Origin of the sequence: Fibrobacter sp. UWOV1, assembly GCF_900142495.1 — a bacterium.
In the GTDB taxonomy this organism is placed as follows: Bacteria; Fibrobacterota; Fibrobacteria; order Fibrobacterales; family Fibrobacteraceae; genus Fibrobacter.
In genome coordinates, this window is record NZ_FRBA01000004.1 from 48,695 (window position 1) to 75,441 (window position 26,747).

24 protein-coding genes are annotated in these 26,747 nt (G+C 51.0%); 18 read left to right on the forward strand and 6 right to left on the reverse strand.

Annotation, left to right across the window (positions count from 1 at the left end):
• Nucleotides 1-62: 62 nt before the first annotated feature.
• Nucleotides 63-2,933, reverse strand: coding sequence for a DNA polymerase I (gene polA, locus BUC02_RS07295; protein WP_073320750.1), 2,871 nt, complete (start codon nt 2,931-2,933; stop codon nt 63-65).
• A gap of 53 nt (nt 2,934-2,986) precedes the next feature.
• On the opposite strand from polA, the gene BUC02_RS07300 reads away from it, so the two are divergent.
• Together BUC02_RS07300 and BUC02_RS07305 are read left to right on the forward strand one after the other, a co-directional pair.
• The gene (locus tag BUC02_RS07300) at nt 2,987-3,688 is read left to right on the forward strand and encodes an SIMPL domain-containing protein (protein ID WP_073320753.1); all 702 of its coding nucleotides are present in this window, start codon (nt 2,987-2,989) and stop codon (nt 3,686-3,688) included.
• A 53-nt stretch (nt 3,689-3,741) separates the two neighbouring features.
• Entirely contained in the window at nt 3,742-4,899 is a 1,158-nt protein-coding gene (locus tag BUC02_RS07305) for an FprA family A-type flavoprotein (RefSeq protein ID WP_073320755.1), read from the forward strand.
• Nucleotides 4,900-4,944: 45 nt separating this feature from the next.
• On the opposite strand, the gene BUC02_RS07310 is transcribed toward BUC02_RS07305, so the two are convergent.
• On the reverse strand, nt 4,945-6,585 hold the full coding sequence (locus BUC02_RS07310) for an NAD(P)H-hydrate dehydratase (RefSeq protein ID WP_139261060.1): 1,641 nt from the start codon (nt 6,583-6,585) through the stop codon (nt 4,945-4,947).
• Nucleotides 6,586-7,509, reverse strand: coding sequence for a porin family protein (locus BUC02_RS07315; protein ID WP_073320759.1), 924 nt, complete (start codon nt 7,507-7,509; stop codon nt 6,586-6,588).
• Between the two features lie 211 nt (nt 7,510-7,720).
• On the opposite strand from BUC02_RS07315, the gene BUC02_RS07320 reads away from it, so the two are divergent.
• The 12 genes from BUC02_RS07320 to BUC02_RS15855 all read left to right on the forward strand — a co-directional run bounded on the left by BUC02_RS07320 (nt 7,721) and on the right by BUC02_RS15855 (nt 19,682).
• Complete coding sequence (locus BUC02_RS07320; protein ID WP_073320762.1) at nt 7,721-9,142, forward strand: esterase; 1,422 nt, start codon at nt 7,721-7,723, stop codon at nt 9,140-9,142.
• A gap of 99 nt (nt 9,143-9,241) precedes the next feature.
• Nucleotides 9,242-10,066, forward strand: coding sequence for an FISUMP domain-containing protein (locus BUC02_RS07325; protein WP_073320765.1), 825 nt, complete (start codon nt 9,242-9,244; stop codon nt 10,064-10,066).
• Nucleotides 10,067-10,070: 4 nt separating this feature from the next.
• Nucleotides 10,071-10,706 (forward strand): hypothetical protein, encoded by a 636-nt coding sequence (locus BUC02_RS07330; protein WP_073320768.1) that lies wholly within the window; start codon nt 10,071-10,073, stop codon nt 10,704-10,706.
• Nucleotides 10,706-11,362: an FISUMP domain-containing protein gene (locus tag BUC02_RS07335; RefSeq protein ID WP_073320770.1), complete on the forward strand. Its 657-nt coding sequence runs from the start codon at nt 10,706-10,708 to the stop codon at nt 11,360-11,362. The genes BUC02_RS07330 and BUC02_RS07335 overlap by 1 nt, the downstream gene beginning before the upstream one ends.
• A gap of 52 nt (nt 11,363-11,414) precedes the next feature.
• On the forward strand, nt 11,415-12,824 hold the full coding sequence (locus tag BUC02_RS07340) for an ATP-binding cassette domain-containing protein (RefSeq protein ID WP_073320773.1): 1,410 nt from the start codon (nt 11,415-11,417) through the stop codon (nt 12,822-12,824).
• Nucleotides 12,825-12,826: 2 nt separating this feature from the next.
• The gene (locus tag BUC02_RS07345) at nt 12,827-13,951 is read left to right on the forward strand and encodes an Mrp/NBP35 family ATP-binding protein (protein WP_073320776.1); all 1,125 of its coding nucleotides are present in this window, start codon (nt 12,827-12,829) and stop codon (nt 13,949-13,951) included.
• Nucleotides 13,951-14,247: a DUF971 domain-containing protein gene (locus BUC02_RS07350; RefSeq protein WP_073320779.1), complete on the forward strand. Its 297-nt coding sequence runs from the start codon at nt 13,951-13,953 to the stop codon at nt 14,245-14,247. The genes BUC02_RS07345 and BUC02_RS07350 overlap by 1 nt, the downstream gene beginning before the upstream one ends.
• 62 nt (nt 14,248-14,309) lie before the next feature.
• On the forward strand, nt 14,310-15,161 hold the full coding sequence (locus tag BUC02_RS07355) for a sigma-70 family RNA polymerase sigma factor (RefSeq protein ID WP_073320782.1): 852 nt from the start codon (nt 14,310-14,312) through the stop codon (nt 15,159-15,161).
• Nucleotides 15,161-16,876 carry a tetratricopeptide repeat protein gene (locus tag BUC02_RS07360; RefSeq protein WP_073320785.1) on the forward strand — a complete coding sequence of 572 codons (1,716 nt, stop codon included), beginning with the start codon at nt 15,161-15,163 and terminating at the stop codon, nt 16,874-16,876. The genes BUC02_RS07355 and BUC02_RS07360 overlap by 1 nt, the downstream gene beginning before the upstream one ends.
• A 110-nt stretch (nt 16,877-16,986) precedes the next feature.
• Entirely contained in the window at nt 16,987-18,891 is a 1,905-nt protein-coding gene (locus BUC02_RS07365; RefSeq protein WP_254794145.1) for a tetratricopeptide repeat protein, read from the forward strand.
• On the forward strand, nt 18,878-19,336 hold the full coding sequence (locus tag BUC02_RS07370) for a septal ring lytic transglycosylase RlpA family protein (protein ID WP_175549817.1): 459 nt from the start codon (nt 18,878-18,880) through the stop codon (nt 19,334-19,336). Before BUC02_RS07365 ends, BUC02_RS07370 begins: the two co-directional genes overlap by 14 nt.
• 118 nt (nt 19,337-19,454) lie before the next feature.
• Complete coding sequence (locus tag BUC02_RS15855) at nt 19,455-19,682, forward strand: hypothetical protein (protein ID WP_139261061.1); 228 nt, start codon at nt 19,455-19,457, stop codon at nt 19,680-19,682.
• Between the two features lie 52 nt (nt 19,683-19,734).
• Here BUC02_RS15855 and prmC read toward each other — a convergent pair whose 3' ends face one another.
• Both prmC and prfA read right to left on the reverse strand, forming a co-directional pair.
• Nucleotides 19,735-20,643 (reverse strand): peptide chain release factor N(5)-glutamine methyltransferase, encoded by a 909-nt coding sequence (gene prmC, locus BUC02_RS07375; protein WP_083564473.1) that lies wholly within the window; start codon nt 20,641-20,643, stop codon nt 19,735-19,737.
• 35 nt (nt 20,644-20,678) lie between these two features.
• Nucleotides 20,679-21,746 (reverse strand): peptide chain release factor 1, encoded by a 1,068-nt coding sequence (gene prfA / locus BUC02_RS07380; protein WP_073320791.1) that lies wholly within the window; start codon nt 21,744-21,746, stop codon nt 20,679-20,681.
• 65 nt (nt 21,747-21,811) lie between these two features.
• Between prfA and BUC02_RS07385 the strand changes: the two genes are divergently transcribed.
• Genes BUC02_RS07385 through BUC02_RS07395 form a run of 3 tightly spaced genes read left to right on the forward strand, consistent with a single transcriptional unit; the run spans nt 21,812 to nt 24,836 of the window.
• The gene (locus BUC02_RS07385; protein WP_073320794.1) at nt 21,812-23,443 is read left to right on the forward strand and encodes a hypothetical protein; all 1,632 of its coding nucleotides are present in this window, start codon (nt 21,812-21,814) and stop codon (nt 23,441-23,443) included.
• A gap of 3 nt (nt 23,444-23,446) precedes the next feature.
• Nucleotides 23,447-24,259 (forward strand): tRNA (N6-threonylcarbamoyladenosine(37)-N6)-methyltransferase TrmO, encoded by an 813-nt coding sequence (gene tsaA, locus BUC02_RS07390; RefSeq protein WP_073320796.1) that lies wholly within the window; start codon nt 23,447-23,449, stop codon nt 24,257-24,259.
• A 25-nt stretch (nt 24,260-24,284) separates the two neighbouring features.
• Entirely contained in the window at nt 24,285-24,836 is a 552-nt protein-coding gene (locus BUC02_RS07395) for a hypothetical protein (protein WP_073320799.1), read from the forward strand.
• On the opposite strand, the gene BUC02_RS07400 is transcribed toward BUC02_RS07395, so the two are convergent.
• On the reverse strand, nt 24,814-25,476 hold the full coding sequence (locus BUC02_RS07400; protein WP_073320802.1) for an NUDIX hydrolase: 663 nt from the start codon (nt 25,474-25,476) through the stop codon (nt 24,814-24,816). The two genes, BUC02_RS07395 and BUC02_RS07400, sit on opposite strands and share 23 nt — an antisense overlap.
• A 131-nt stretch (nt 25,477-25,607) precedes the next feature.
• Here BUC02_RS07400 and BUC02_RS16550 point away from each other — a divergent pair, with 131 nt between their 5' ends.
• Nucleotides 25,608-26,741, forward strand: coding sequence for a GGDEF domain-containing protein (locus tag BUC02_RS16550; RefSeq protein ID WP_254794146.1), 1,134 nt, complete (start codon nt 25,608-25,610; stop codon nt 26,739-26,741).
• Nucleotides 26,742-26,747 lie beyond the last annotated feature (6 nt).

Sequence of the window (26,747 nt, forward strand, 5' to 3'; positions counted from 1 at the left end):
ATCTTTTTTTTTTGACGAGTGCTTCGGGTACGTACTTAGTGTGACTGGGCACGAGCGGTCTGTTAATGTGCCACGAGCCAGTTTTCGCCGAAGCCGACGCTTGCAACGAGCGGAACCTTGAGCTGCATGGCGCCTTCCATTTCGGATTTCACCATCTGGGCCATCGCTTCTACCTGGTCGCGGGGGCATTCGAATACGAGTTCGTCGTGCACTTGCAGCATCATGCGGAGCGGCAGGTTTTCTTCGTTGATTCGCTTCTGGATGCGGATCATCGCAATCTTGATGAGGTCGGCGGCGGAGCCCTGGACGGGAGTATTCACGGCCATGCGCTCGGCCATTTGCGATTCCATGCGGTCGCTAGAGTCGATGCCTGCAATATAACGGCGGCGGCCCGAAAGCGTTTCCACGTAGCCGTCGCGGTGGGCGGCCGCCTTGATGTCTTCGATGTATTGCTGCACGCCCTGGTACATGTCGAAGTAGCCGGTGATAAAGTCCTTCGCCTGCGACATCGGAATTTTCAGGTCGCGGCTCAAGCGGAAGGCGGTCATGCCGTAGAGCACGCCGAAATTCACCACCTTGGCGTCGCGTCTCATGTCACTCGTGACGGCGTCTAGGTCAACTCCGTAAATCGCGGCAGCGGTGCGGGCGTGAATATCGATGCCTTCCTTGTAGCTTTCGATGAGCGCTTCGTCTCCGCTCAAGTGGGCGAGCATTCTGAGTTCAATCTGCGAGTAGTCCACTGCAAGAATCACGTTATCCTTGCTCTGTGGCACGAATGCGGCGCGAATCTTTTTACCCAAGTCGCTACGCACAGGAATGTTCTGCAGGTTCGGATCGCGGCTCGAAAGGCGGCCCGTCGCGGTACCCCACTGGATAAAGCTCGTGTGAATGCGCTTGGTATCCGGATTCACCAGCGTGGGGAGCACCGAGATGTAGGTGCTCTGCATCTTCTTGAGTTCGCGGTACTCGATGACGGCAAAAACAATCGGGTGCGGCGCCTTGTAGCTGAGTTCTTCGAGAACGACGGCGTCGGTGCTGCGCTTCTTGATTTCGGGAAGCCCGAGCGTATCGAAAAGCACGTCGCCCAGCTGCTTTGGACTTCCGATGTTGAACTCGACGCCCGCCATATCGCAGATTTCCTTTTCCAGATTCTCGATGCGGCGGCCCAGTTCCTGCTCCAGCGTCTTGAGGGCCGGAACATCAATCGCCACTCCCACGGATTCCATTTGGTACAGTACCTTCAGCAAGGGCATTTCCTGCTCGAAGAAATACTTCACATAGTCGAGCTTTTCGAGTTCCTGCTTGAGCGGTTTCCAAAGGCGGAGCGTGTAGACTGCATCTTCGGCGCCGTATTCCGTGGCTTCCTTGATGGGCGTGCGGTTAAATGTAATCTGGTTCTTGCCGCGTCCAATGAGGTTCTCGATGGGAATCATCTCGTGCTGTAGACGCTGCATCACTTGGTTGTCGAGCCCGAGGCCCGATTGCCCCGGCGAAAGCATCCACGCGGCAATCAGCGTATCGATGAGATTCGCGTTGTCGATAACGGATTGCGGAATCTTGAAGGCGCGTGCGAGAACGTGCAAGTCAAATTTTGCGTTATGGAAAATGAATGCTCGTTTTGAAGCCGCGCCCTCGGCGCCATCATTTTCGGCGACAGGTGCATTGTCGGCGAAAAATTCGCAGAACCATTCCTTGACCTTGTTCAAGTCGTAATTGCCTTTGGGGCCTGTCGGCAGCGGGAATCCGATTTCATCGGAATGACCGAGCGGAATGTAGTAACCCTTGTTTACTTTGCCGTCGTTGTCAGCTGCGGCTAGGCAAAGTCCTACCAGGTTGCACTGCATCGGGTCGAGCCCATCGGTTTCGGTATCCACGCCAATAAGCGACGATGCCGCAAATTCCGCCTTCATCTGCTCAAAGATTTCGTCGGTATCGACGCAAATGTACGGCGGCGGAACATCGACTGCAAAATCTGCGCGTTCCACTTCTGCGTCCGTTGAATTATCGACGCCTTCCACGCCATCAGAACCTTCTCGCACGAATCCCGACTTGCTCGGAACTTTCTCAAGCAGGCGCAACAGGCTGTTGATTTCGTGATCCTTGAACATCTGCGCCAAGGTATCCACATGCAGGCCGTTGTATTCGAGGGCGTCCAAGTTTCCGCTAAAGGCGCGCTTGGTCTGGAGCGTCACCAGTTCGCGGCTGAGGAATGCCTTTTCGCGGTTGTTCGCCAAATTGTCGTGCAAACCCTTCTTGGTAATCTTGTCGAGGTTTGCATATAGGTTGTCCATGTCGCCGTAATCGTTCAGCAACTGGATGGCGGTTTTCGGGCCCACCTTCGGGACGCCAGGAACGTTATCGCTTGCGTCACCCATGAGAGCCAAGTAGTCGCGGATTTTCTCCGGCGGAATCCCGTATTTTTCGAGCACCTGTTCTGGGCCAAAGTCAATACCGTCGGCACCCTTCGTCAGGTGGAAAAGATGAATCTTGTCGCTTACAATCTGCGACATGTCCTTGTCTTTACTCAGAATGACCACGTGGTCAAAGCCCGCTTCCACGGCGGCCATGGCGGTACTCGCCATCACGTCGTCCGCTTCGTAGCCCGGCTCCGACAAGAGTGGAATTCCGCTCGCTTCAAGACTTTCGCCCAATAGCGGCATCTGCGCTGCCATCTCTTCGGGCATGGGGCCGCGATTGGCCTTGTAGTCAGGGTAAAGTTCGTGCCTGAAAGTTTTGGTGTGTGCGACATCGCGTGCAATCGCAAAATGCGTCGGCTTGTGCTGGGCCAAAATGCGGAGCACCGCACCCCAGTAACCGTGCATCATCGAAACCTCTTCGCCCTGGCTGTTTTTCAGCGGGTTCTGCGAATAGGCGTAAAACATGCGGAACGCAAGCGCGTAGGAGTCAAGCAAAAGTAGAGTCTTTTCAGGCATGCTTTGAATGTAGAAAATTTGTATATTGGATTTATGTAAAAAAGGAGTTGAATATGCAATCAAGAGTTAAAGAGACTGTCATTTTGGCGCTTGCCATTTTGTGCCTGGGGGCTTTTTTCTATCGCGCGCAAATCGATGTCAAAGACCGCGACCGCGTGGTGTTCGTGCGCGGCCTTGCCGAACGCGAAGTACCGGCTGATTTCGTGATTTGGCCGATTGTCTACAAAGAAGTGGGCAACGATCTTGCCGAACTTTCTGCAACGCTACAGTCCAAGTCGCAGATACTTGAAAAGTTCCTGCTCGAAAACGGCGTTAAAAAAGAAAATATTACTTACTCGACCCCGGCCATTGTCGATGCCGATGGCGAACTGTACAGTGGCGGCAAACATAATTATCGCTACGTGGCAACCGTGGTTGCAACTGTTGCGACAAACGATGTGGCCCTTGTCCGCAAGACCATGGAAAAGCAGGGCGAACTCCTGAAAAACGGAATCGCCTTTAGCGGCAGCGATTACCAGTACCGCACCGTCTATAGTTTTAATGGTCTCAACGAAATCAAGCCTGCCATGATTGACGAGGCAACCAAGAACGCACGCACTGCCGCCGAAAAGTTTGCGAAGGATTCCGACAGCAAGCTTGGCAAAATCAAGACGGCAACGCAGGGCGTGTTCTCTATCGAAGACCGCGACGAAAATACGCCGTACATCAAGAAAGTCCGCGTCGTGACGAACGTGCAGTATTTCTTGGAAGATTAAGGTTTGCCATCAAAGAATTTTTTAAATTCTCTGCGAAAATATTAGGAGTCTCTATGAAGAACTTTAGCAATAACATCAAGTACATCGGTGTCGATGATCGCGACATCGATTTGTTCGAAGGCCAGTACGTGGTGCCCGAGGGCATGGCGTACAATTCGTATGTGATTGTGGACGAAAAAATTGCCGTGACCGACACGGTCGATGCCCACAAGGTGGGCGAGTGGCTTGCAAACTTGGAAGACGCTCTCGCTGGTCGCAAGCCGGACTACCTGGTGATTCACCATCTGGAGCCGGACCACGCCGGCGGTATCGCCGATTTCGTGGCGAAGTACCCGGAGGCGACGCTTGTGGCGTCCGCAAAGGCTTTCGCGCTGTTGCCGCAGTTCATGGCGCTCCCCGAATCGGTCAAGAAGCAGACCGTGAAGGAAGGCGATACGCTTTCGCTCGGTGCGCACACCTTGCAGTTTATCGGTGCTCCGATGGTGCACTGGCCCGAAGTGCTGTTCAGCTACGAACAGAGCGAAAAGGTACTGTTCGCGGCCGATGCGTTCGGCAAGTTCGGCGTGTACGATGCTGACCCGGATGACTGGGCCTGCGAAGCCCGCCGTTACTACTTCAACATCGTGGGCAAGTATGGCAACCAGGTGCAGGCGGTTCTCAAGAAGGCTGCCGCGCTCGATATCAAGACGATTTGCCCGTTGCATGGCCCGGTGCTCACCGAAAACCTCGGCTACTACATCGACAAGTACAACACCTGGAGCAGCTACGCTCCCGAAGACAAGGGTGTGCTTGTGGCGTATGCCTCGATCTACGGCGGAACCAAGAAGGCCGCGGAATTGCTCGGCGAAAAGCTCAAGGTCGCCGGTGTCGAGAAGGTGGTTGTCTCTGACCTTGCCCGCAGCGACATGGCCGAAGTCATCGAAGACGCCTTCCGTTACGATCGCATGGTAGTGGCAGCCCCCACGTACGACGCCGGGCTTTTCCCGGTCATGGAAGATTTCCTCAACCACTTGAAGGCGAAGAACTATTCCAACCGCAAGGTTGGCGTTGTCGAAAATGGCACGTGGGCCCCGATGGCCGCGAAGAAGATGACGGAAATCCTCACCACGCTCAAGAACGTGACGCTTGCCGAAACGGTAGTGACGGTAAAATCGACGCTCAGCGCCGAATCCGAAGCTGCGCTGGACAAACTGGTTTCTGAACTACTTTAGTAGAAAAGGAGATGCCGCATCAAGTGCGGCATGACATTAGTACCCCTAGCAGCCAAATGCTGCGGGCAACATTTCAATGACATCAGTCGGGAGCATTCCAAATGCTCCCATTTTTTCGCGGGTCAAGCGGCCGGCTTTCTGGTGCAAGAGCACGCCGAGAACTGCTGCTTCTGCGGTGGGCAAACCTTGGGCAAGGAGCGCGGTGATAATGCCGGTGAGCACATCGCCTGCGCCGCCTTTGGCAAGGCCTGAATTGCGGGCCGGAATCACGTACACGCGTCCGTCGGGAATGGCCACGTAAGTGGGGCAACTCTTGAGAACGAAGGTAATCTTGAACTGCGTTGCAAACTGCTGCAAGTATTCCGGATAGAAACTTTCATTTGCCGGAAGCGGACCGAAGTTGCGTTCCCATTCGCGCTTGTGCGGCGTGATAATCGCATTCGCAGGGCCGCCTTCCATGCAGAAGAATGCAGAACCACAGGCGTTAATGGCGTCGGCATCAACAACCACGGGAATCGTGAGTCCGGTCAGGAACATGCGGACTGCGTCTTGCGTTTCGGTGTCGGTTCCAAGTCCGGGACCGATGGCGATTGCATTCTGATGCATCGCGATATCCTGCAACTGCATCAAGTGCATAATCGAAAGCTTGTCTGTCGTCGCATTTCCGATACCGTAGAATACGGGCTCGTCAAGCTTGGATTGCAAAGCCGGGAGCAAAGCCTTCGGCGTCGCGGTCGTGACAAGTCCTGCACCGCTTCTAAGGCATGCCTTGGTACAAAGGGCGGCTGCCCCGGTCATATTGCCGGAACCTGCAATCACCATGGCGGTACCTTGGCTGCGCTTGTCGCCAAATTCATCGCGGTCGGGGAGCAGTGCCGGAATCATGCTTTCGGTTGCAAGGAAAACGCCTGACAAGACTTTGTCGATCAAGTTGTCAGGGTAGTCTAGCGGCTCGACCGTCGTCTTGCCGAAAACGCGAGCGCCTTCGTTGGTGTAGGCGTCCAAGCGGGGGAGTCCGAAGACAAGCGTTTCGGTAGCCTGAATGCAGTTTTCGCCGCAGCGGTGTTCCGAAGAATCAAAACCGGTGGGTGCGTCTGCTGCAAGAATCGGAATGTTCCATTCGTTCAAGTTGATCACGACTCGCGCAAATGCCGGGCGCAGTTCGCCCGAGGCTCCGTTGCCGAGCATGCAGTCCACGGCAAGTGCGAATTTCGGTTCGTGTACGGGGAGGTCATTAATGACAATGAGCTTTCCGCCGCTTTCCGTGAAATCCTGGTATGCCATGGCCGCTTCGTTCTTGAAGGTTTCGGCCTTGGCGAGCGAATAGACTGTACAGGGAATACCTGCTTCAATCAGCAATTTGGAAAGAACGAGGCCGTCGCCGCCGTTGTTTCCGCCGCCGACAAATACGGCGACCGATTTGCCTTCGGGGCTTTCGCCGAGCATGGCAATCGTTTTTTCAAAGAGTTTTTGCCCCGCCAATTTCATTAGGCCGTAACCGGCATCGATGGCGGTCGCAAACTCATCTAAGATTTCTGCATCGATTTCGGTTTGGGGTTCCCAAAACGGCGGAAATCCGGCGCTAGAAACGCGGCTCCTCTTGGTGTCTCCATCCAAGAAGCGCATGGCCTCTGCAGTCACTACAGGGGCACATTCCTTGAAAGTCAGGTTCGAAAGGAGTTTCAATTAGATAATCCAGTAGCTGAGGCCGACCTTGATCTTCATCATTCTTGCGCCAGACATGTCTATCAGGGAGTAGTCGCCCGTAGCGAATTCCAGGTCGTCCAGGGTCTTCACGTCGGGGTAGAGTTCCGTGATGCCCATGTAGAAGCGGAAGTCGAAGAAGAGACCTGCAACAATGTTGACGCCTGCACCGGCCACAATGCCGAATCCGAATGTAGCCTGTTCGACCTTTTCGTTGCTAGCAACCGTGATGTCCAACGTGGCGTTTTCAACGGCGTCGATTTTAGCCTTGCTGCTCAAGGTGAAGTTGAACTGGGCGCCGCCGGTCACGTAGAATCTATTGGCAATGACGCCGCGCATCAGCAAGGGGAGTTCCAAGTCCGTAGAAACGTACTTGCGCTTGTGGTGCATGAATTCGTGTTCGGTGGTAATGTGGGCGATGTTGACTTCAGGAGTGAAGTACAGGTTCGGAATCATCTGGATGCGGAACATGAGACCGCCGTCAAAACCGATACCCGACGGGGTTCCGTCGATGTCGCTGTCGTTGTCGAGGTCTTCCTTGAAGCCGAACATTCTGCCATAATTGAAGGCGAACTTCAGACCGAAGCCAAAGAAAGGCGTGTTGTTGGCGTTTGCCGGAGCGTATTCGTCATTCTGGACGTTTTCTTGTGCGGGCTCTTGAGCGCTAGCCTGGTACTGCGGAGCCGGAGCGGGTGCCGGAGCAGGTTCTTCTGCTACGTTAGCCTTTTCTTCTACAGGTTCAGCAACCTGTTCCTGTTCGGCGGGTTGCTCTTCAGCTTGTTCTTCTGCTTGTTCAGCGACCTGTTCTTCGGCCTGATCGGTATATTCAGGATCAAAGTCGTCCTGAGCAAATGCGACGGAAGCAACCAACATGGTGCTTGCAATGAGCGTCCAAAGCTTTTTCATATTTTCTCCAAACTAGATGTTATTTGCGTAATAAAATAGTATATTCCGGCCTTTTCTTTGCTCTGATTCGCTTAAAATTGCTGTAAAACGGCGGCCTTGTAAAATCTCTTAAACCTGCTTATGGATATTTTGTCCAAACCAATTGCCTTTCGGCGTGAACAATGGCTCCCTTTTGAATTTATTTTCCATAAAAGCAATATAAGGAGCTACTATGAAAAAGAGTGTTTGGGAATCTCTGGCTCTCGCTTGCGCAATGGCTGTATCGGCTAGTGCCTTTACGCTTACGGGCAAAGTGAGTGACGAACAGGGCGGCGCGGTAAGCGGTGCATCTGTTTTACTTGTCAAAAATGGCCTTTCTACCAAGACCGATGACAAGGGTGAATTTAAATTCCACGAAGAAGGAATGTCTGTGATGGGACGCGTGCTTCCGGGCTATATCAGCGTCAATAACGGCGTTCTTTCTTTCTCTCAACGTTCCAGTGAACCCGTACAGGTCCAGATCTTCGACATGATGGGTAATCGTCTGATGAGCGAAACCCTTTATGGTTCGGGCAGCCTCGATTTGCAAGCTTGCGTCAAGGCTCAGGGCGCCTACTATGCGAACGTGAAAATCGGAAGTGCACAACGCAGCATCCGCTTTACTTCTAATGGCAATTACGGGGCCTCTTTCGCTAACGGCCAAAAGGCTGCTCTTGCAAGGCTGACGACGAACGAAACCCTCAAGGTGATTGCCGATGGTTTCGATACTCTTTCGGTGATTTTAAATAAGTTAGATACAAACCTTGCTCTTACGGTGAAAAAGCCGAAGGCCGAACCGCAGTACGCCTACGGTTGGGGCTTAAAGAATGATCCGGTTCCCACCCGTGGTTGCGGCAAGACCTGGAATCGCGTCAAGTCCGGCAGCTACGAATTCCAGTGGAGCAAGGGCAAGCGCACCATCCGTATCGACATTCCTGACAATTACGACAACAAGAAACCGTACAAGCTCATATTCGGCATGCACTGCATGGGCGGCTGGGCCGGTGGTGTGCAGCAAGAAGGCTACTATGGTTTGAAACCGCTTGATACCCAGAAGACGGCAATCTTTGTCGCTCCTGAAGGTAACGGAAACCAGGCCCCGTGGGGTCAGGATGACTACCTGCTCTTCGATGAACTTTTGGCCGATTTGCAGAGCAACCTTTGCATTGACTCTAGCCGCGTATTCTCTACAGGCTTTAGCTACGGCTCCATGTTCAGCAACGGTCTCTCTTGGAACCACCAGGATGTGCTCCGCGCTGTAGCCGTGTATGAAACCGCCGAACGTAACATCTGGCTCCCGCAGCGTCAGAATAAGGGCGTGGGTTGGATGGGTGTGCTCGGCCTGCAGGACAACCTTTGCACTCCGCAGATGGGTCGCGCCGCTCGCGATATCATCTTGACGCTCAACTCCGAAGGCGGCAAGGCCAAGAATGAAAAGGCTCAGGAATATGGCGGCAGCGGTCCGCACGTCTGCTACGACTATACCACGGTTGAAGAACGTTTCCCGGTTCGCTGGTGTACGCAGAACGGCGGCCACATCTGGGATCACAAGGATCCCGGCCAGCAAAAGTCCTGGGTTCCGCAGGCCACTTGGGATTTCTTCAGCAAATTCTAAAGATCAGCATACTTTAAAATTTCCTATATAACACATCCAAAGCACCTTTCCGTTTCGCGGAGAGGTGTTTTTAATTAAATTGTACGTAAAGGACAAAAAATGATTAAATATTCAAAATATGTAGTTCTTTTAATTTCGTTATTCCTTTTATCCTGTGCTGAAGACGAGCCGGAGTGGAGTGCCGCGGATGTTTGTCCTGAAACAGGTATGAACGCTTATGGCATCCCGAACCGAGGAACCTTTGTTGATGAACGCGATGGCCGTGAATACAAGTATACGACAATTGGTAAGCAGGTGTGGATGGCCGAGAATTTGAAGTATGAACTGCCAAATCCTTATAGCACTTGTTATGGCAAGGAATTCTGTGTGCCGAGAGGTTTTGGGTTGAATGATACAGTGCAAGTTTGTAAAACAGATACCACGCGACTTGCAAAAATTGCAGAGCGCCTTCATTCCACTTGCGAAACCAATGAATGTATTGCTGATGAATTTTGTGAAAAATATGGAAGGTTCTATACGCTAATAAAAGATGCAAAAGATCGTGGTTTTCTAGATCGTGATATCGTGGATTCAGTATGTCCGAAAGGTTGGCATGTTCCGACCAAGGTGGAATGGGAAATACTGGCTGAATCTGTGGACGGCGTAGTAAATCGGCTTCTTAAGGAAGAGGCGATCCTTGCGATGGATTCAATAGCAATTGAGTACCAAAAAAAAGATGGGGGACCGATTGATGCTTGTGGCTTTTCTGCGCTGTATACGGGATATTATGATTATAGTGGAGGATTAAGTGATGTTTTCCGAGCAACATATTTTACGACAAGTACGATGTTAAATACTGGAGCTGCTTATTCAGTAATTTTTGGAGAAAGTATTAGTATTCAATCAATAGGTACAAAAATATCTATTCGTTGTATTAAGGATTGATTGTATGAAAAAAATTTTATTATCAATTTTCTTCTTTTCTATTTCTTCGTTTGCACTTTCTTTGGAACAGGTTCGTGCAGATTTAAAGGTTTTTTCCATTGCTCAAGATTCCGTTGAAATGAGTCTTCGAACGATGGTGTATTCTTCTGCCGGAAAACAGACTATTTCTGTTTATATGGTCAAAAAAGGTTCATCGAAGATTTATACCGAAATACAATCGTCTCTTATGAGTCAGCGAAGCGTCATAAATGGCTCGCGAATGAAAGTTATTGATTTGAAAACCAATAAAATTCAGGTTTTGCCATATAATGGGGATCCGTTAGATGCAGATAAGTATACACGCTTTAATCCGCTGGAGCGTGGTAATTGGCAGGAACCCGTGTTTGTCTCTGAAAATCTGTATAAGATAAGTGGTGCTAAAGGTGTATTGTATTATGATTCCAAGAAAAAGCGTATTGAAAAAATTGAATTCGATGGTGTGGACAAATTTGTTTTGACGGAATTTACTTATGACGCCGAAAATAACCTCAAAACAATGACAGTCTCTGTGAAAGCCAATGGTGTGGATACCAAAGTGGTTACGGAAGTACTTGCTTTGCGCAGTTCAAAAAAATTCCCAGATAAACTTTTTGAATTTTAGTGAGTGAACCAATGCTTAAATGTTTGCCGTTTGCAATACTGTTTCTTTCTTTGTTCTTAATGTCTTGTACTACTGATGCGGATGAAGAATGGGATGCCGCTCGTGTATGTCCTGAAGACAAACGGGGGGTGTTTACGGATAGTCGCGATGGTCGTGAATACAAGTATACGACAATTGGTAATCAAGTGTGGATGGCAGAGAACCTAAATTTTTTAAGCAAAAGCAGTGAGTGCTTTGACAAAGAGAGCTTGTGTGAAAACTTTGGACGATTATATGAAGTTGATAGTGTAGAATGTCCCATTGGTTGGCATTTACCTTCGCGAGAAGAATGGGTTACTCTAGCGAATAATATGGGTGGTATAGAAGTAGCCGGTTTGCGTTTAAAGAATGATACGGAATGGAAACCATTAAATCCCGGAGATAATGGTAATGGCTTGAATGAGTGTGGTTTTAATCTGATTCCCACCTACGAGTTGGGCGAAGAGTATGGTTATATGGCTGTTTTTTTAACGGCGTCAATGGACTCTGCTGCTTGGACAGGTGGCGGTCTTCCGGCTTATGTAGTTCTTGCTCAAGCCTTGTCATATGTGGATAGTATTGTCTTTGGCTCTGTTTTGCGGAGTACCTATAGAAATGTTCGCTGCGTGAAGGATTAACTTTCCTTTTAATTCTATTGCGCAAAGTTTGCCATTTTCTAAATTTGGGCGCATGGAATTCAAACGTTTTGAAGCCCTGATCGAAATGTTCCCGCAGGTGCAGATTTTTAGCACCGAGGGCGAAGATCTTGACAGGGTCATTACCCATTTTTTGAATCAGCAAGAAAATGTCTCCACCATGTCGGAGGCAATGCAACGTAAAATCCAGCATGCGCTCGCGCCGTTTTTCCAGCAGCGTTTTATTAGCCTGCACGACGAAGAAGCTCCGTTGGTGCGTCACCTGCTCCTGAAAAAGAAATTCTTTTTGCAGACGGACCGCTATATCGACGATATGGCATGGCCGGAGACCGACCCCGACAAGCTGGAAGAAGCGTTAAAGATTGCCGACTTGTCCGACGAAGTTTTGGACCGCAAGTTGTTGAGCCTTTCGAACGGTGAACTGCGCCGCGTGTTGCTTGCGCGCATGTGGATGGAAAAGCCCGAGTGGGTTTACTTCAATGATTTGTTTGGCGGGCTTGACCCGGAGTACCGTGCGCATTTGGCGGGCTCTGTTGTGGAACTTTGTAAGCGCCCTGGCCTGAAAGTCGCCGTGCGCCTCGCCCGCGAAGACGAACTGCTCCCCGAGATTCCCGCGTTCGTGTATGCGAACAAGACGTTCACGCAGTACGCAGGCGAACTCCCGAGTGCTGCAGCGAAGCCCAAGTACACAAAGGCCGAGCTGAAGGACTACGAGATTGTTTCGCTCAAACCTCAAAGCGAGCTTGCGAGCGACCCCATTGCTCAAACCTCTTCTGAAATCCTCTTCGATTTGAAAAACGTCAACGTCCAATTCGGCGACACGACCGTGCTCAAGAACCTGAACTGGACGGTTCGCAAGGGCGAACATTGGGCGGTCATGGGCGAAAATGGTGCCGGCAAGAGTACGCTTTTGGGGATGCTTACAGCCGACCATCCGCAGATTTACAACAACGACATTACGCTCCTCGGTGAACATCCGGGGCATGGCTTGAACATTTGGGACCATAAGGCGAAACTCGGATTCTTCTCGCCGGAACTCGCACTCCAGTACCGCGAAGACTTGAACTTGCAAGAAGTCTTGTGCACGGGCTTTACCGCAAACCTTTGCAAGGCCGACAATACCACTTGGGAAGAACGCGCAAAGGCAAAGGAATGGCTCAACTATCTGGGCTTTGAAGACGTGAATGCCCGCTACCGTGACCTGTCGCCCATCGACAAGCGCGTGGTGCTCATGGCTCGTGCCGCCATTCGTCCGCCCAAGGTGCTGCTGCTCGACGAACCTACGCAGGGCCTCAAGGGAGAGTACCGCGAAAAGATTTTTAACTTGTTGCAGTTGCTTTCGAAAGAAACGACAATCATTATGGTTAGCCATTATGAAGAAGAATGGCCGCCTTGCATGACGCATCTGCTCCGCATGCCTAAATTCTCGATGGAGAAGTCTTAATTATGCAGCTTAATGAACAAACTATTATGACGGCTCTGCAGGCGGTCCAAGACCCTGATCTGCACAAGAATATCGTTGAACTGAACTTTGTCCAGAATCTAAAGATCGATGGCGACAAGGTGAGCTTTGATCTTAGGCTTACGACGCCGGCATGCCCGATTCGCGACAAGTTCAAGGACCAGTGCATTACGATTGTCAAGTCGCTTGGCGCAAGCGAAGTGAACGTGACGTTTACGGCGCAAGGCCGCGTAGAAAGCTCCAATACGGCTGCGCAGGCTCCGAAAGTTTCGTACATCGGCGATGTCGCTCATGTGGTGGCGGTTGCAAGCGGCAAGGGTGGTGTGGGCAAGTCCACCGTAACGGCAAACCTCGCCATGGCCCTCAGCCTCTCGGGTGCCCGCGTGGGAATCTTGGATGCCGACATTTACGGCCCGAGTATGGGACTCATGTTCGGCATCGACAAGGCTCCCGAAGTCTTTGACGACAATACCATTGCGCCTGTCGAAGCAAAGGGCGGCATTAGTATTGTCAGCATGTGCATGTTCGCCGATAGCGACAAGGCGACCATCTGGCGTGGCCCGATGGTATCGCAGATGATTCAGCATTTTATCCATCATGTGCGTTGGGGCAAGCTCGACTACCTGCTGGTAGACTTTCCTCCTGGAACGGGCGACATTCAGCTGACCCTTACGCAAAATTGCCCGATGGCCGGTGCCGTCGTGGTGACGACACCGCAAGAGGTGGCTCTTGCCGACTGCCGCAAGGGGCTTGCCATGTTCGATTCCGTGGGCGTTCCGGTGGTGGGCGTCGTCGAGAACATGAGCTACTTTATTTGTGATGAATGCGGCAAGCACCATCATATCTTCCGCGAAGGCGGTGGTGAACGCATCGCCCAAAAGTGGGGAGTCCCCCTGATTGCAAAGGTTCCGCTTGAACCTGCAGTCGCGGGCTGCGGTGACGAAGGTACGCCGGCCGTGCTCCGTTACCCGAACTCTGAATCGGCCAAGGCCTTCATGCAGGCCGCCGATGCGACCGTCCGCACGCTTTCGATGTTTGCATCCGAAGGTAATGGTGTGCTCAAGAATTTTAACTACGATTTCGAACAACTTCCGGTGGAGGCTGTCTAATGATTCAACCGAAGAAAGTTTTTAGAACTGCCGAAGGAAAGCTGGGGTTCGAATGGAACGACGGTAGCCGTGGTGCATGCGATATCCGCACTCTCCGCTTGGCTTGTCCTTGTGCATTGTGTGTCGATGAACATACTGGCGAAAAACTCTTGGATGAATCGACGGTACCACAAGATATTTCGCTTGTCAAAGTGCAGTCGATTGGCCGCTACGCCGCAGGCCTTACCTTTAGCGACGGTCACAATTCGGGAATTTACCCTTACGAAAAGTTATATAACTTGACGAAAACAAAGTAAAAAGACATATTTGGATAGTCTTCAAGGAAATTTCCTATGAAGAATTGAAGGTATGTATTTCTATGAGTGATGCAAACGAAGCGCTTTATTTTAGGGACCTCAACAGGTTTCCGACCCTGAGTCCTCAGGAAGAAGAGGCTCTTCTTGCGATTATCAAGAGCGACCAGGCGGAAGAAATTCGCAAGTCGGCCTTGCAGCGCCTGATTCGGGGTAACCTCCGTTTTGTGGTGAGTGTCGCAAGAAAGTACCAGGGGCGTGGACTTTCCCTGCTTGATTTGATTAACGAAGGAAATATCGGGTTGTTCAAGGCGGCAAAACGCTTTGATATGGGAAAGGATGTCAAGTTTATTTCTTACGCGGTTTGGTGGATTCGCCAGTCTATCCAGAAAGCCCTGTTTGAACAGGTGGGCGCGGTCCGAATTCCGCCCAACAAGCTTGCTTTGGTGAACCGCTTTAAACGGGCCTTGATGCAGAACGACGGTGACTACGATCGTACCATAGCTATGGACGAATTCGCGCCGTTCGAAAAGGACATCGTCGAGGTCATGGAAAAAATCGTGGACATTTCGCTGGATGCCCCCATTGGCGACAGCAACAATGTCGGCGGTAGCGGTGACACGGTCAGTACGCTTATGGATGTCTTGGGATCCGACGGTAACCAGGACGAAGACATGGAAAAGGATGAACGCAAGAAACTCATCCAGGAAACCTTGTCCGCCCTGCCGCAGCGCGAAGAAGAAATCCTTCGCATGTTCTATGGTCTTGATACGGTTGAAGATACGACGCTCAAGGATATCGGTGAAGATTTGAAACTGAGCCGCGAGCGCGTGCGCCAGATCAAGAATAAAACCTTGCGTCGGTTACAGAAAAGCAAGGAACATAAAGAAAAACTGGCTGATTTCTTGGAAAAGTAATGGCGTATTCGTCTTCGGCAGCCCGCAGGGCTGCATACTTGTTTTTGACCCTTTGTTGCGGAGCCCTGCTTACTTTTGCGGGCTTTCGTATTTATGATGTATATGGCCCCAGTAAAATTTCGGTAGGCGGGATTCCGTATGGCCTTCCTGCCGGATCGACGGTTGCTCGCGGTGATACGCCGGATTTGACCGCCGATGTGGCCAAGGTCCCGGTGCAGGTACAGACGGAACTTCGCCGTGCGACGGAGCTTGCCCGTTCGGGCTCTTACCAGGCTGCCTACGACATTTACGACGGCGTGATTGTCCTTTACCCTGATCTTTTGCCGGCGCTCCTCGGACAGATTAATACTTTGTTTGAAATGGGTGCGCTAACGGAAAATCAGCAGGACCGCCTTTCCCTTTTGATAGGAAAACTGCAGGCCCGCTTGCCGGGTTCCGGCGTGGCGACCTATGTAGAAAGCCGTAAAATTTACCAGTCCGGCAATGCCTCTGCCGCCCTGGAACTTGCCCGCGTGGCCTCTGAACGTGCGCCCGCCTTGTACCAGACTCGCCTTTGGTACGGCAAGCTCCTGATGGATAACGGACGTTTCTTGCAGGCCGCCAACGAATTCAAGACGGTGGTGAGCCTTTCGGGTGGCGATGTGCCTGCCGCCTACGAAAATCTTGCCGAACTTTACCACCGTAGCGGTCAGCTGGACAGTTGCGCTGCCGTTGTGGAATACGCCCTTTCGCAGTACCCGGTCAACGTGAAGCTTTTGCTGTTGCAGGGTTACATGGACGAATACCAGGGCCATTTCGATGCCGCCGAAAAGATTTACCAGCGCATTCTGGCCTTCATGCCCGATTACGCTCCGGCACGCGAAGCGGTCTCTACTTTGGGCGAAAAGTCTCCTCCGGGTCCGGGTAACGGCGTGGTGCTTTCTCCGCAAGACCGTGCCCAGACGGCGCTCGATATCTTGGAACCCATGGTTGACAAGTATCCCGAAAACCTGCCGCTCAAGGAAGCTCTTGGCCGTGCGTACTTGAAAGGTCGCCAGTTCGATTTGGCCCGCAAGCAGTTCCAGGATATCCAAAAGGTCGATCCAGAATACCCTGACATCCAGCAGCGCATTCAAGAATCGAATATTACGAGGCCGGCTCCCATTAACAAGAACGACGGCTTGACTGCGAACTTGAACCGCGCTGTCGATAGTCTGCGCGAAACGATGGCCCCGTCTGCCGTTCATGATTTCTCGACGATGCTTGGCCATTATGTGGTGCGCTACGGTGCGACTCCCAAGGAATTCTTCAAGAAGTATTCTATCGGGAACTTTAGGCCCGTGGCAAAGAACGTGTGGCAGGAATCGTTCTTTGTTGCTCCTTACATGCACACCTACACGGTCGTCTTTGATTCCCTGAATCATTTCCGCGAAGTTCACGTGGTCGTTTACGATTCTTCTTCGAGCTCGAACCATTTCGGAATCGCGCCCGAAATCTACACGAGACTCCTGAAGCAGAATTCCAGAATCTCCGGCATTGGCAACAGCACGGGCGAAACCGATTGTGGCGATGGCCTGATTATCGATGCCGCCGTGTGGGAAACGCAGGACAACTTTGAAATGCTTGCCCGCGTGGTGGGTAAACCGGCCGAAGTCCGCATGGTCCGCTTTGACAAGTCCGCGCTCCCGCCGGGCCTCAAGCTCTGCGATTACACCAAGTATCTGAATGAATTCTAGCGAAGAACGTTAATGAGTGATGTGGAATGTGTAATGATTAATTTTACATCACTCATCGCACATCTCACATCTCACATTTTTTTTATCCCGCATTTTTGTATCTTTACACTATGATGTTCCGTTTTCTGGCATTAGCTATTGTTGCCCTTGTGTTCGAGGGGTGTACTTGCTGTGCCTACCTGAACCACATGTTCAATGCGGAACGCCTGGATGAGCAGGCTGCCGAAATGCGTGCCGCCCGACTCGACAGTATTCCGGATAGCGAAAATTCCCTGCCCGGCTCTGAAGAGCGCCAAAAATACGATAAGATTATCGAAAAGGGCTCCCGTGTGCTGGAGCGATTCCCCAAGAACAAGAAACGTACCGCCGAGGCCGTGTTCCTGATTGGTGAAGCTTTCCGCCATAAGCATGAATGGGGCAAGGCCATTACCAAGTACGACGAATTCGAACGCTATTTTGCCGACCACGATTCCATGAAGGCGGTGGAATACCAGCGTGCCTATTGCCTTTACCGTAACCACGAATACAACATTAGCCGTTTTGCCCTGGAACCGGTGATTGCTTCCAAGGATCACCCTTATTATTTCCAGGGACTGAATCTTCTTTCGCTTTTGGATGAGCAGGCCGAATTCCCGGACCAGGCCATTGCCTCCTTGGAAGCGGTGTTGGCCGATTCGGCCGGTACGCCCTTTATGCGTGGCAAGGCGCACTTTAGACTGGCTGGCCTGTACTACAAGAAAGAAAACTGGGACAAGGCTCGAGAACATTATACCGCCAAGGAAATCAAGGAACTGAACCCGCGCGAACAGCAGACGGCGGGGGAGCAGGCGGCAGAATGCCTTGCCTACCGCAAGGAATACCTGCAGGCGGCCGACGAATACAAGGAACTTTACAAGAATCCCGAATACGAGTCCAAACAGCCGGAATACCTGGTTCGCATTGGCGAACTGACCATGTTGGGCGGACGTTATCCCGATGCGATTATCATCTTGCAGAAGGTGAACACGGAATACCCGCGTTCCGAATTTGCATCTCGCAGCTATTTCTGCCTGGGCGACTACGAACAGCACAAGACGATTGACTACGACAAGGCCGTTGTCTATTACGACAGTAGCTTTATTTCTCGCACGATCAGCAAGTGGGGCCAAGAAGCTCGCGAACGTCGCGACGCTCTTAAGCGCTTGATAGCCATGCGCAACCAGAACGACAAGGAACGTAAAGATTCGATTCCGAACGTAGACAACTTCTTCAAGTCGGAATTCCTGATTGCAGAACTGTTCCTGTTCAAGCTGGACGAAGTCGACAGTGCCATGACCCGCCTGGATGCCGTGATTGAATCGGGCGACAGCGCGAAGTCCTTGCGGGCCCTTTATGCCAAGGCGTTCGTTTACGACGAATACATGCATGATCCCGATTCTGCCGAAGAAATCTACAAGCAGATTATCGAGAAGTACCCGGAAACGGAATATGCAAAGCAGGCCCAGGTGAACTTGGGTATGCGCGTGACTTTAAAGACCCGCGAAGATTTGGCGAAAGAAAAGTACATGGAAGCCGAAAGCCTTTGGACGATTGCCACCGAAATGCCTTTGGATAAAATGGACATGGTGGACTCGGCGTATGCCCGCGCATTCGTGCGTTTTGACAGTCTGTATCAGGAGTTCCCCGAAACGCAGGCCGGTATCCAGGCGCTTTACATGAAGGCGATTTACTTCCAGATGAATCCGGAACGTATCGATAGCACCTTGCTCACTTACAAGCTCCTTCGCGACAAGTATGGCCAGACGCCTTGGGGCAAGGAAGCTGCGAAAAAGATGAACACGCGCCTCACGATTACCGACCAGGATCTGGAACGCCTCCGCAAGCGCGTCAAGAGCAGCGAAACGCATGTGAACAAGCTGTCTGCGCAGTATTACGAAGAATTGAATAAGGCTCCCGAAGAAAAGCAGGCCGAAGTCAAGAGTCAGGAAGATGAAATCCTTGAAAACACGTACAACAGCATGTATGATTTTGAATAGGCGCATCATTTTTGTTGTGCTGGCGATGTTTGTGGCAGTGCTTTTGTCTAGCTGCGCCGACGGAAATGCAAAAATTGCCTCCCGTCAAGGTTACGAAAGGTTCCCCGAAGACTCACAGACTCCTCAAAAGGGTAAAAAGACTGCTCCAATCGGAAAGGTCATGAAGGGCCAGGCGAGCTATTACGGCCCTGGATTCGATGGTAAGAAGACTGCCAGCGGTGAAATTTTCAATCAGAACGCTATGACCTGCGCCCACAAGACCTTGCCTTTTGGCACCAAGTTGCGTGTGGTTCGCGACGACACGGGAGCTTCTGTCGAGGTGCGCGTCAATGACCGCGGCCCCTTTGTGCGCGACCGCATTATCGATTTGAGCGCTGCCGCCGGCAAAAAGCTTGGCCTCGATAAAGTCGGGCATGCCAAGGTTACCGCTACCGTGATTGAATAATCTGCTCTCAAAAAAAGAAAATTGCCGGTGTCATTATTTGACATCGGTTTAATTTTATATTTAGCTGTACAGAAAAGCACTAGTAAGTTTGTGTGTTTTTCTTGAATTAGAGGTAAATATGTATAGCGAATATGATCTTGGAAAATCCGCCTGTAAAGCCGACCGTGAGCCTATGATGCTCTGGAATTCCGGCTTTTCGTCCTTCAAACGCCGTATAGACGAACAGCTTCAGCTGAATGGATTCGATGATTCTTTAGTTGATGACGAAACCCTGCTGCCGTTTTACCGTATGGGCGAAAGCGAAACCTACGTGCTTACGGCACTGGGCTGTGCCGTGGGGGTGTAACGTCATCTTTGTCATCCTGGGCGATAGACCCGGGATCTCCTCTTGTAGAGGCTTATTTCGCCTTATAACTTACAAACCTGACATTTCCGCAGTAGTCCTTGTGGATTCCTGCGAATTCGAGCCACGGGTAGTTGGCGGCTTCGTTCTTCAGGACTTCGGCTTGTTCCGAGCCGATTTCAAGGAGAATCGAGGCGCCTGCGCTTAGCTTGCCTTCGGTCTGCTGTAAGAGCTTGCGCACGAGCGTAAGGCCGTCGGGGCCGCCGTAGAGCGCGAGTGCCGGGTCGAATTTGTCGACTTCGGGCTGGAGCTTCCCTTTTTCGCCGTCGGGAATGTAGGGGAGGTTTGCAACCAGGCAATCAATTTTTTTATCGGCATTACCTGCGGCCTTCGCAATTACGTCGGCGGTAACGGCGTCCAGCAAGTCGCCTTGAGCAAAAGTCAGATTCGAACCTTCGGCATTTGCGCCGAGGCTGTTGGCTTCGGCATTTTCGCGGGCGAGCGAAAGTGCGTCTTCAGAAATGTCCGTGGCGAGCACTTTCGCTTCGGCGATTTCTTTCGCGCACGCGATAGAAATCGCCCCTGTTCCCGTGCCCACTTCTACAATGAACGGAGTTTCGATTCCCTTGAGCGCCTCTTTGGCCATATCCACGAGGGATTCGGTTTCTGGGCGCGGGATCAGTGCCCGCGGGTCGCACTTGATGATGAATCCTCGAAAACTGGTGTCGCCAATAATATGCTGCAGCGGTTCGCGGTTTGCGCGGCGAGCCACCATCTGGCGGAGTACGTCGAGTTCGGCCTCCGTCAGAGGCTTTTCAAAGTTCAGGTAAATGTCCATGCGGGACTTCATCTGAAGTCCGTGGCTGATGATGTATTCGGCATCCAATCGCGCGTCAGGAATTCCCTTCTTTTCGAAGAATACCTTGGTGCGGTTCAGAATTTCAAGTACAGTCATCTGTGGCATTTTCTTGTCACGCCCGGCTTAACCGTGCGTCTCCATTAAGCGTTGAACTTTCCGAGCTTTTCCTGGGCGTTCGCCATCTGGAGCCCGTTGATGATTTCATCCAGGTCGCCAGTGATGACTTTGTCCAAATTATAGAGAGTAAGACCGATACGGTGGTCGGTCACGCGGTTCTGCGGGAAGTTGTAAGTGCGGATTTTCGCACTGCGGTCGCCCGTACCCACGAGGGCCTTGCGGCTTGCCGCCTCTTCCTGTTCCTTCTTCGCGATGACCGCGTCCAAAATCTTGGAACGCAGCATTTCCATGGCATGCAAGCGGTTCTGCAGCTGGCTACGTTCGGTCTGGCAGCTCACCACCACGCCCGTCGGGATGTGGGTGAGTCGCACGGCGGAGTCCGTCTTGTTGATGTACTGGCCGCCCGCACCCGAAGAACGGTAGGTGTCCATGTGGATGTCTGCCTCGCGGATTTCCACGTCGACTTCTTCGGCTTCCGGGAGAATGGCGACCGTTGCGGCAGAGGTATGCACGCGGCCCTGCGTTTCGGTTTCGGGCACGCGCTGCACGCGGTGCACGCCGCTTTCGAACTTGAGTGTGCCGTACACGCTATCGCCTTCGATAAACACTCGAATTTCCTTGTAACCGCCCACGGTGCCTTCGCTTGCATCCTGAATGGTCATCTTCCAGCCCATGCGGCTGCAGTAGCCTTGGTACATGCGGAACAAGTCGCCCGCAAAGAGCGCCGATTCGTCACCGCCGGTACCGCCGCGGATTTCGAGTGTCGCGTTGCGGTAGTCCCACGGGTCCTTCGGCACCATCAGAATCTGGAGCTCGTCGGTCACGCCTGGCAGCTTCTTCTCGATTTCCGAAATTTCGGATTTTGCCATCGCGACCATCTCGGGATCCGGGTCTCCGAGTGCCGCCTTGTATTCGGCGAGGTCGTTTACCAGTTGCAGGTATTCCTTGGCCTTCAAAACAGCCTTTTCGATACCCTTGTACTGCTTGTGAATCTTGTTGTAACGAGCCTGGTCAGAAAGAACATCCGGGTTCCCGAGTTCCGATTCCAGTTCCTCGTACTTTTCAATCAGTTTTTGAGCCTTGTCTTTCATCGCGAGCAAATTTAGAAAAATTAAAAGAGTATATTTACCACAATAACTGGAGAATAAGGAATATTATGAAAAAACTGATTTCTGCCGCCGGTGCTGCGATTGTTTGCTCATTGGGTTTGGTTGCTTGTGGCGATAGTTCTTCGAGCCCGAGCTCAAAAAAAGGCCAAGATTACTGCAAGGTCGTGTCTTCGGACCCTCTGGTGCTTGAAACCCTTGAAGACGGTATTTATTCCAAGACGTCGTTTGAATATTCAGATGAAAGACTTGTCGAAAAGGTTGAATTCGACGACCAGTCGATCGCCAAGTTCGCTTGCTCTTCGTATATGGAAGACGATGATTATGGTGTAGTAGATTGCAATGGTAAGTCCGTTGTCGCATACAGTGGCGCACGCTTGACGAAGAACGAGTACAAAAAACTTCTGAACACGTTCTTGTCGATGTGCAAAGAATATGACGAACCCGAAGATGAAAATTCGAATAGCGATCCCGGAGATTCGAATCAGTTTAGCGAATCGAAATCTTCCTCCAGTGCGCAGGGTTATCAGACGGGATTGTCGGATTATTGCGAGGTCGTTTCAGAAAATCCTTTCGTGATGAACATGAATTTTATGGGTTTGCCTAGTACATCCCGTTATTCATATAGCAATGGAACGGTGACGGTTGAAACCGAATACGAAAATTCGGCGGTTGTCGATTCCATGTGTGCCCTTGAAAAGAATAATTACTCGTACACGAATGTTCGTTGCAAAGGAAATAAAATCACGGCCGATTTCGATGAAACCATGTCGGAACGTGAATATACACAACTTGTCAAAATGTATAAAGAAAGTTGTATCAATTATAAGGATTGGGGCAATGTCGAAACCTATTTCGAAAGTTCCAGTTCTGTGGCAGAGGTAAGTTCCTCTAGCATTGAATATGAAATGGAATATTCGTCATCAAGTAGTGAATTCGTAATCATTGATGATTCTAATGGCCTTGTAGCCGGTATCACGTATAAAAAGGAAAAAGTCGTCGCCATGAATGCAGAAGATTTGGTCTGCGATGATGGCGGAGAGACCGCTTCCTTGGAAGGTTACACGGTTGCCTATGAATTCAATGTGCCGACAGATTTAGGACGCGATTATCTTGGAACGAACCACGCCTATATTGCCGATGATGTTCCTGCGGTTGCAGCGGAATGCGGTAGCCTAGTTCTTGACGGCACGAACGGCTTGCTTGTCCCGCTGAGTGAAGAATTCAGGAGCAAGGGCTTTGTCGCAGAAGTCCGCTTTATGCCTACTGCACCCGGCGATATCGCCAATATCTTTGTGGCTGAGCCTCCTGGAAGTGAAAAGGATGGCTGGCAGATTCGCCTTGATGGGTCTTATGTTTCTTTCCATTATCGCGATGCGTCGTTGTCTTATGACTGGTCTGTTCAGAAAATTGATGAAGTGTCCATGGACGAATGGCATGTTATCCGCGTGAAGATTTTCCCGACTAAATCGGAACTTTCCGGAACGATTTTCTATTCGATGAATATTTCTCTCGATGGCAGCTTGCATCTGGCGTCGGAATTCAAGGGAGACATTTCCGATATCCAATACAGGTTGGGAATCGGCTACGATTCCTTTAAACAGTCTTCCCATAACAGACGTTTCTTTACCGGTAAGATTGACTATATCCGCTATGGAAAAATAACGGAAGACAATCTGTAATCAATGACCCCGATAGGCACATTCTACGGTGATGCTGTTTACAAGTACGACGCTCCCAGACAGGGGCGTCTGTTTGCTGGACATCCGGGCCGCATCGAGCTGAATGCGGGGCAGAACTTCGAGATGGCGCTCCGTGACCTGGACGGTTTTGAACGCATTTGGGTCATATTCCAGTTTCACGAGAACGAGGGATGGCGCCCGACGACGCGCCCGCCGGTACCGCCCAAGGGTAAAGACCGCGTAGGCACTTTTGCGAGCCGCAGCCCTTACCGCCCCAATCCGATTGGACTTTCTTGCGTACGCCTGCTCAAAATCGAAGGCCTTACGTTGTATGTGGACGAAGCGGATTTGCTGAACGAGACGCCCGTGCTCGATATTAAACCCTACATTCCGATGGCAGATGCGTTCCCCGATGCCAAGGCCGGCTGGGTCGAAGAACAGGTGGGCGATGTATGGGCTATCGAAATGTCCGAAGAGTTTGCCGCGCAAAACCGCTGGATTGCCGAACATAGCGTCTTTGACTTGTTCAGCTTTGCGCAGGTGCAACTTTCACGCGGGAATTTTGCAAAAGATGTCTTTGACAGTTCACGCCGCCGTTTGACGATTGATACGAATACTCATACAGGGGTGCTTGCGTACCGCACCTTCCGTATTCATTTCAACTACGACGAGCCTGAACGCCAGGTGCTATTGCAGCGCATTTCCAGCGGCTATTCAGCCGAAGATCTAAAACAGGGAACCGAAGACAAATACGGCGATAAGGACTTGCACAGAGAATTCTTATATTTGTGCGCGAACGGCTTAAAAAAGAATTAAGCCTTTAATTAAGACAGGAGAAAAAATGAAAAAAATAGCCCTTTTGCTTATTTTCCTCGCAATACCTTCTTTCGCCATTTATATTGATGCGGGATTAGGTTATGGCGGTGCAAGTACGGAAGTTGATGACAAGTCCGTAGATGACATTATTTGTAATGACTGCGATGAACTTGCTGTGAGCTTTGGTGTCCGCGTCGGTGGACAAGTCTCGGAACGGTTTTGGATTGCCGGCCAACTCGCCGGTTTGGGCCACCGTTACTATAAGTCCGGCGATTATATCCAGTTTAACTCTTATCTTTTTGGCCCGAGTTTTATTTTCTACCCTGTAGATCATTTCCATTTGTCGGGCTCGGTTGGCTTTTCATGGACTGCAAATCAGACCGATATCCGTGGCCTAGATATGTATGATGGAGTAGGTGCTGCAATCGAATTTACGGCTGCCTACGATACGGGAGTCCGTGGTCATGGCGTCTTGCTCGGCATGAAGTTGTTCTCGTCTTCGAATGAATTGGAAACAAGCGAGAAGGACTTGTCCATGGTGGGCGTGACGCTCTTTATTGCTTACGTTCACAAGTAAGCCGCCATTTGAAATATCCGGCGATTTGTAGCGGGTGGTTGAATGAACCATCCGCCATTTTTTTCTGCAATTCTTCGTCGCTTAACAAAAGACTTTCGATGTCTTCGGTGCTGTCAAAGTGGGTGCTTCCGCCCTTTACGACGCCGTCGATGAATACCATGTGGAACTTGCCGCGGTGCCTGTCCGGATTCACGGGAAAAGAGCCGAGGTAACTGATTGTGTCATTCTGAGCCCGTTCGACAGGCTCAGGGTAAACTCCGCCGTTAGGCGAAGTCGAAGAATCTAGACCCGTTCGACTTCGCATCTTCGATGCTTCGCTCAGGGTGACACATTGTTTCTCAATGCCATATCCGCATTCTTCTTGCAATTCCCGCAGGGCGGCCTGTTCCGGCGTTTCGCCTTTGTCGATGATTCCGGCGGGGAATTCCAGCGCGATTTTCCCGGTGCCGTGGCGGTACTGTTCCGTCATGACCCATTTGCCTTCGGCGGTGCGGGCCAAGATAAGGACCCAGTCCGGCTGCCATAGGGTATAGAAATCGTCTATCACCTTGCCGTTGGGCAGTTCGCAGGTTTCTTTAGCAACTTTCAGCCAGGGGGTGTCGACCAGATATTCCGAATTCAGGAGTTTCCAGGGTTTCATGCGAGTCAATTTAGCAATTATAAGCTCAGGGGTGGATTTCGAGCCGATTTAGGGGGTAATGTTGTTAAAAATCAGACGCCGTAATTGAAAAATAAGATTTTTTTCTATTTTTCTATGATAGGTGTAAGAATATGAGTGATTTTGTTTTTTATGCGGAAGTCAGTGTCGGCTGTGCGTGTGTCTTGACACTTCTTTTGTATAGCATCAAAAATCTCCCGACGCCGCAGTTCAAATTCAAGCTTTTCCATAATTTGGTGCTGTGGCATATTCTCTATTTCCTGAGCGATGCGATTTGGGCGCTTGTAAACGACGGTGTTATCCCGAAGAACACTTTTAGTGTTTTGGCGGTGAACTACTCGAACGCGATTATTATTTCGTTGCTTTTTTATAGCTGCTTTACTTTTGCCGAAATGAGCACGCGTCCAGAGTTGACGCGTTTGCAAATTCATCGTATTCAGGCGAAACTCCGGATTCCGATTTTTGCAGAAATGGTGCTGTTGCTTGTTTCGTTTGTAGTTACGCCTGGTTTTTGGCTAGACGACAAACTGGAACTGCGTGACTTGTACTATGTTGTGCTGATGTTCCTCCCGTTTATTTACATCATGACGGTGACGGTCCGGTGCTTTTTCCGCGGACTTAAACCGGAAAACCGCAAGAATTTCAAGACGTACTTGATTGTGGGTAGCTACACCCCGGGCTGCATAGTGGCGGCAGCCTTGCAGGTGTTCTTCTCGATGACGGCGCCGATTTTCTGCTTCTGGTGTACCATGATCATTCTGTTCGTTTACCTGAACCTGCAAAATCTTCTGATTTCGACGGATACGCTGACCTCGCTCAACAACCGTAACCAGTTGGAACGCTATTTGCAGTCTCCGCGCGACTCCAAGAGCTATTACGTGGTGATGGTGGATGTGGACCACTTCAAGCAAATTAACGATACCTACGGCCATATCGAAGGCGATCGCGCACTTGTGCTTGTTTCTAAGGCGCTCAAGAGTGCATGTGCCTGCATGGGCAAATCGGTATTCCTGTGCCGTTATGGCGGCGATGAATTCTTGCTTGTTGTGCAGACGGAAATACCCGAATATGTCATCAGGATTATCCGCGAATGCTTGCGTGAAGAAATTGAAAATCGCGACGAACGCCGGTATTATACGCTCCAGGTGAGCATCGGTTATGCCAGTTGGGATGGTCGTAATTCGAACTTCAGGAAGAGCGTCATCGATGCAGACCAGATGATGTACGAAGACAAACGTTCGACGTAATGTCTT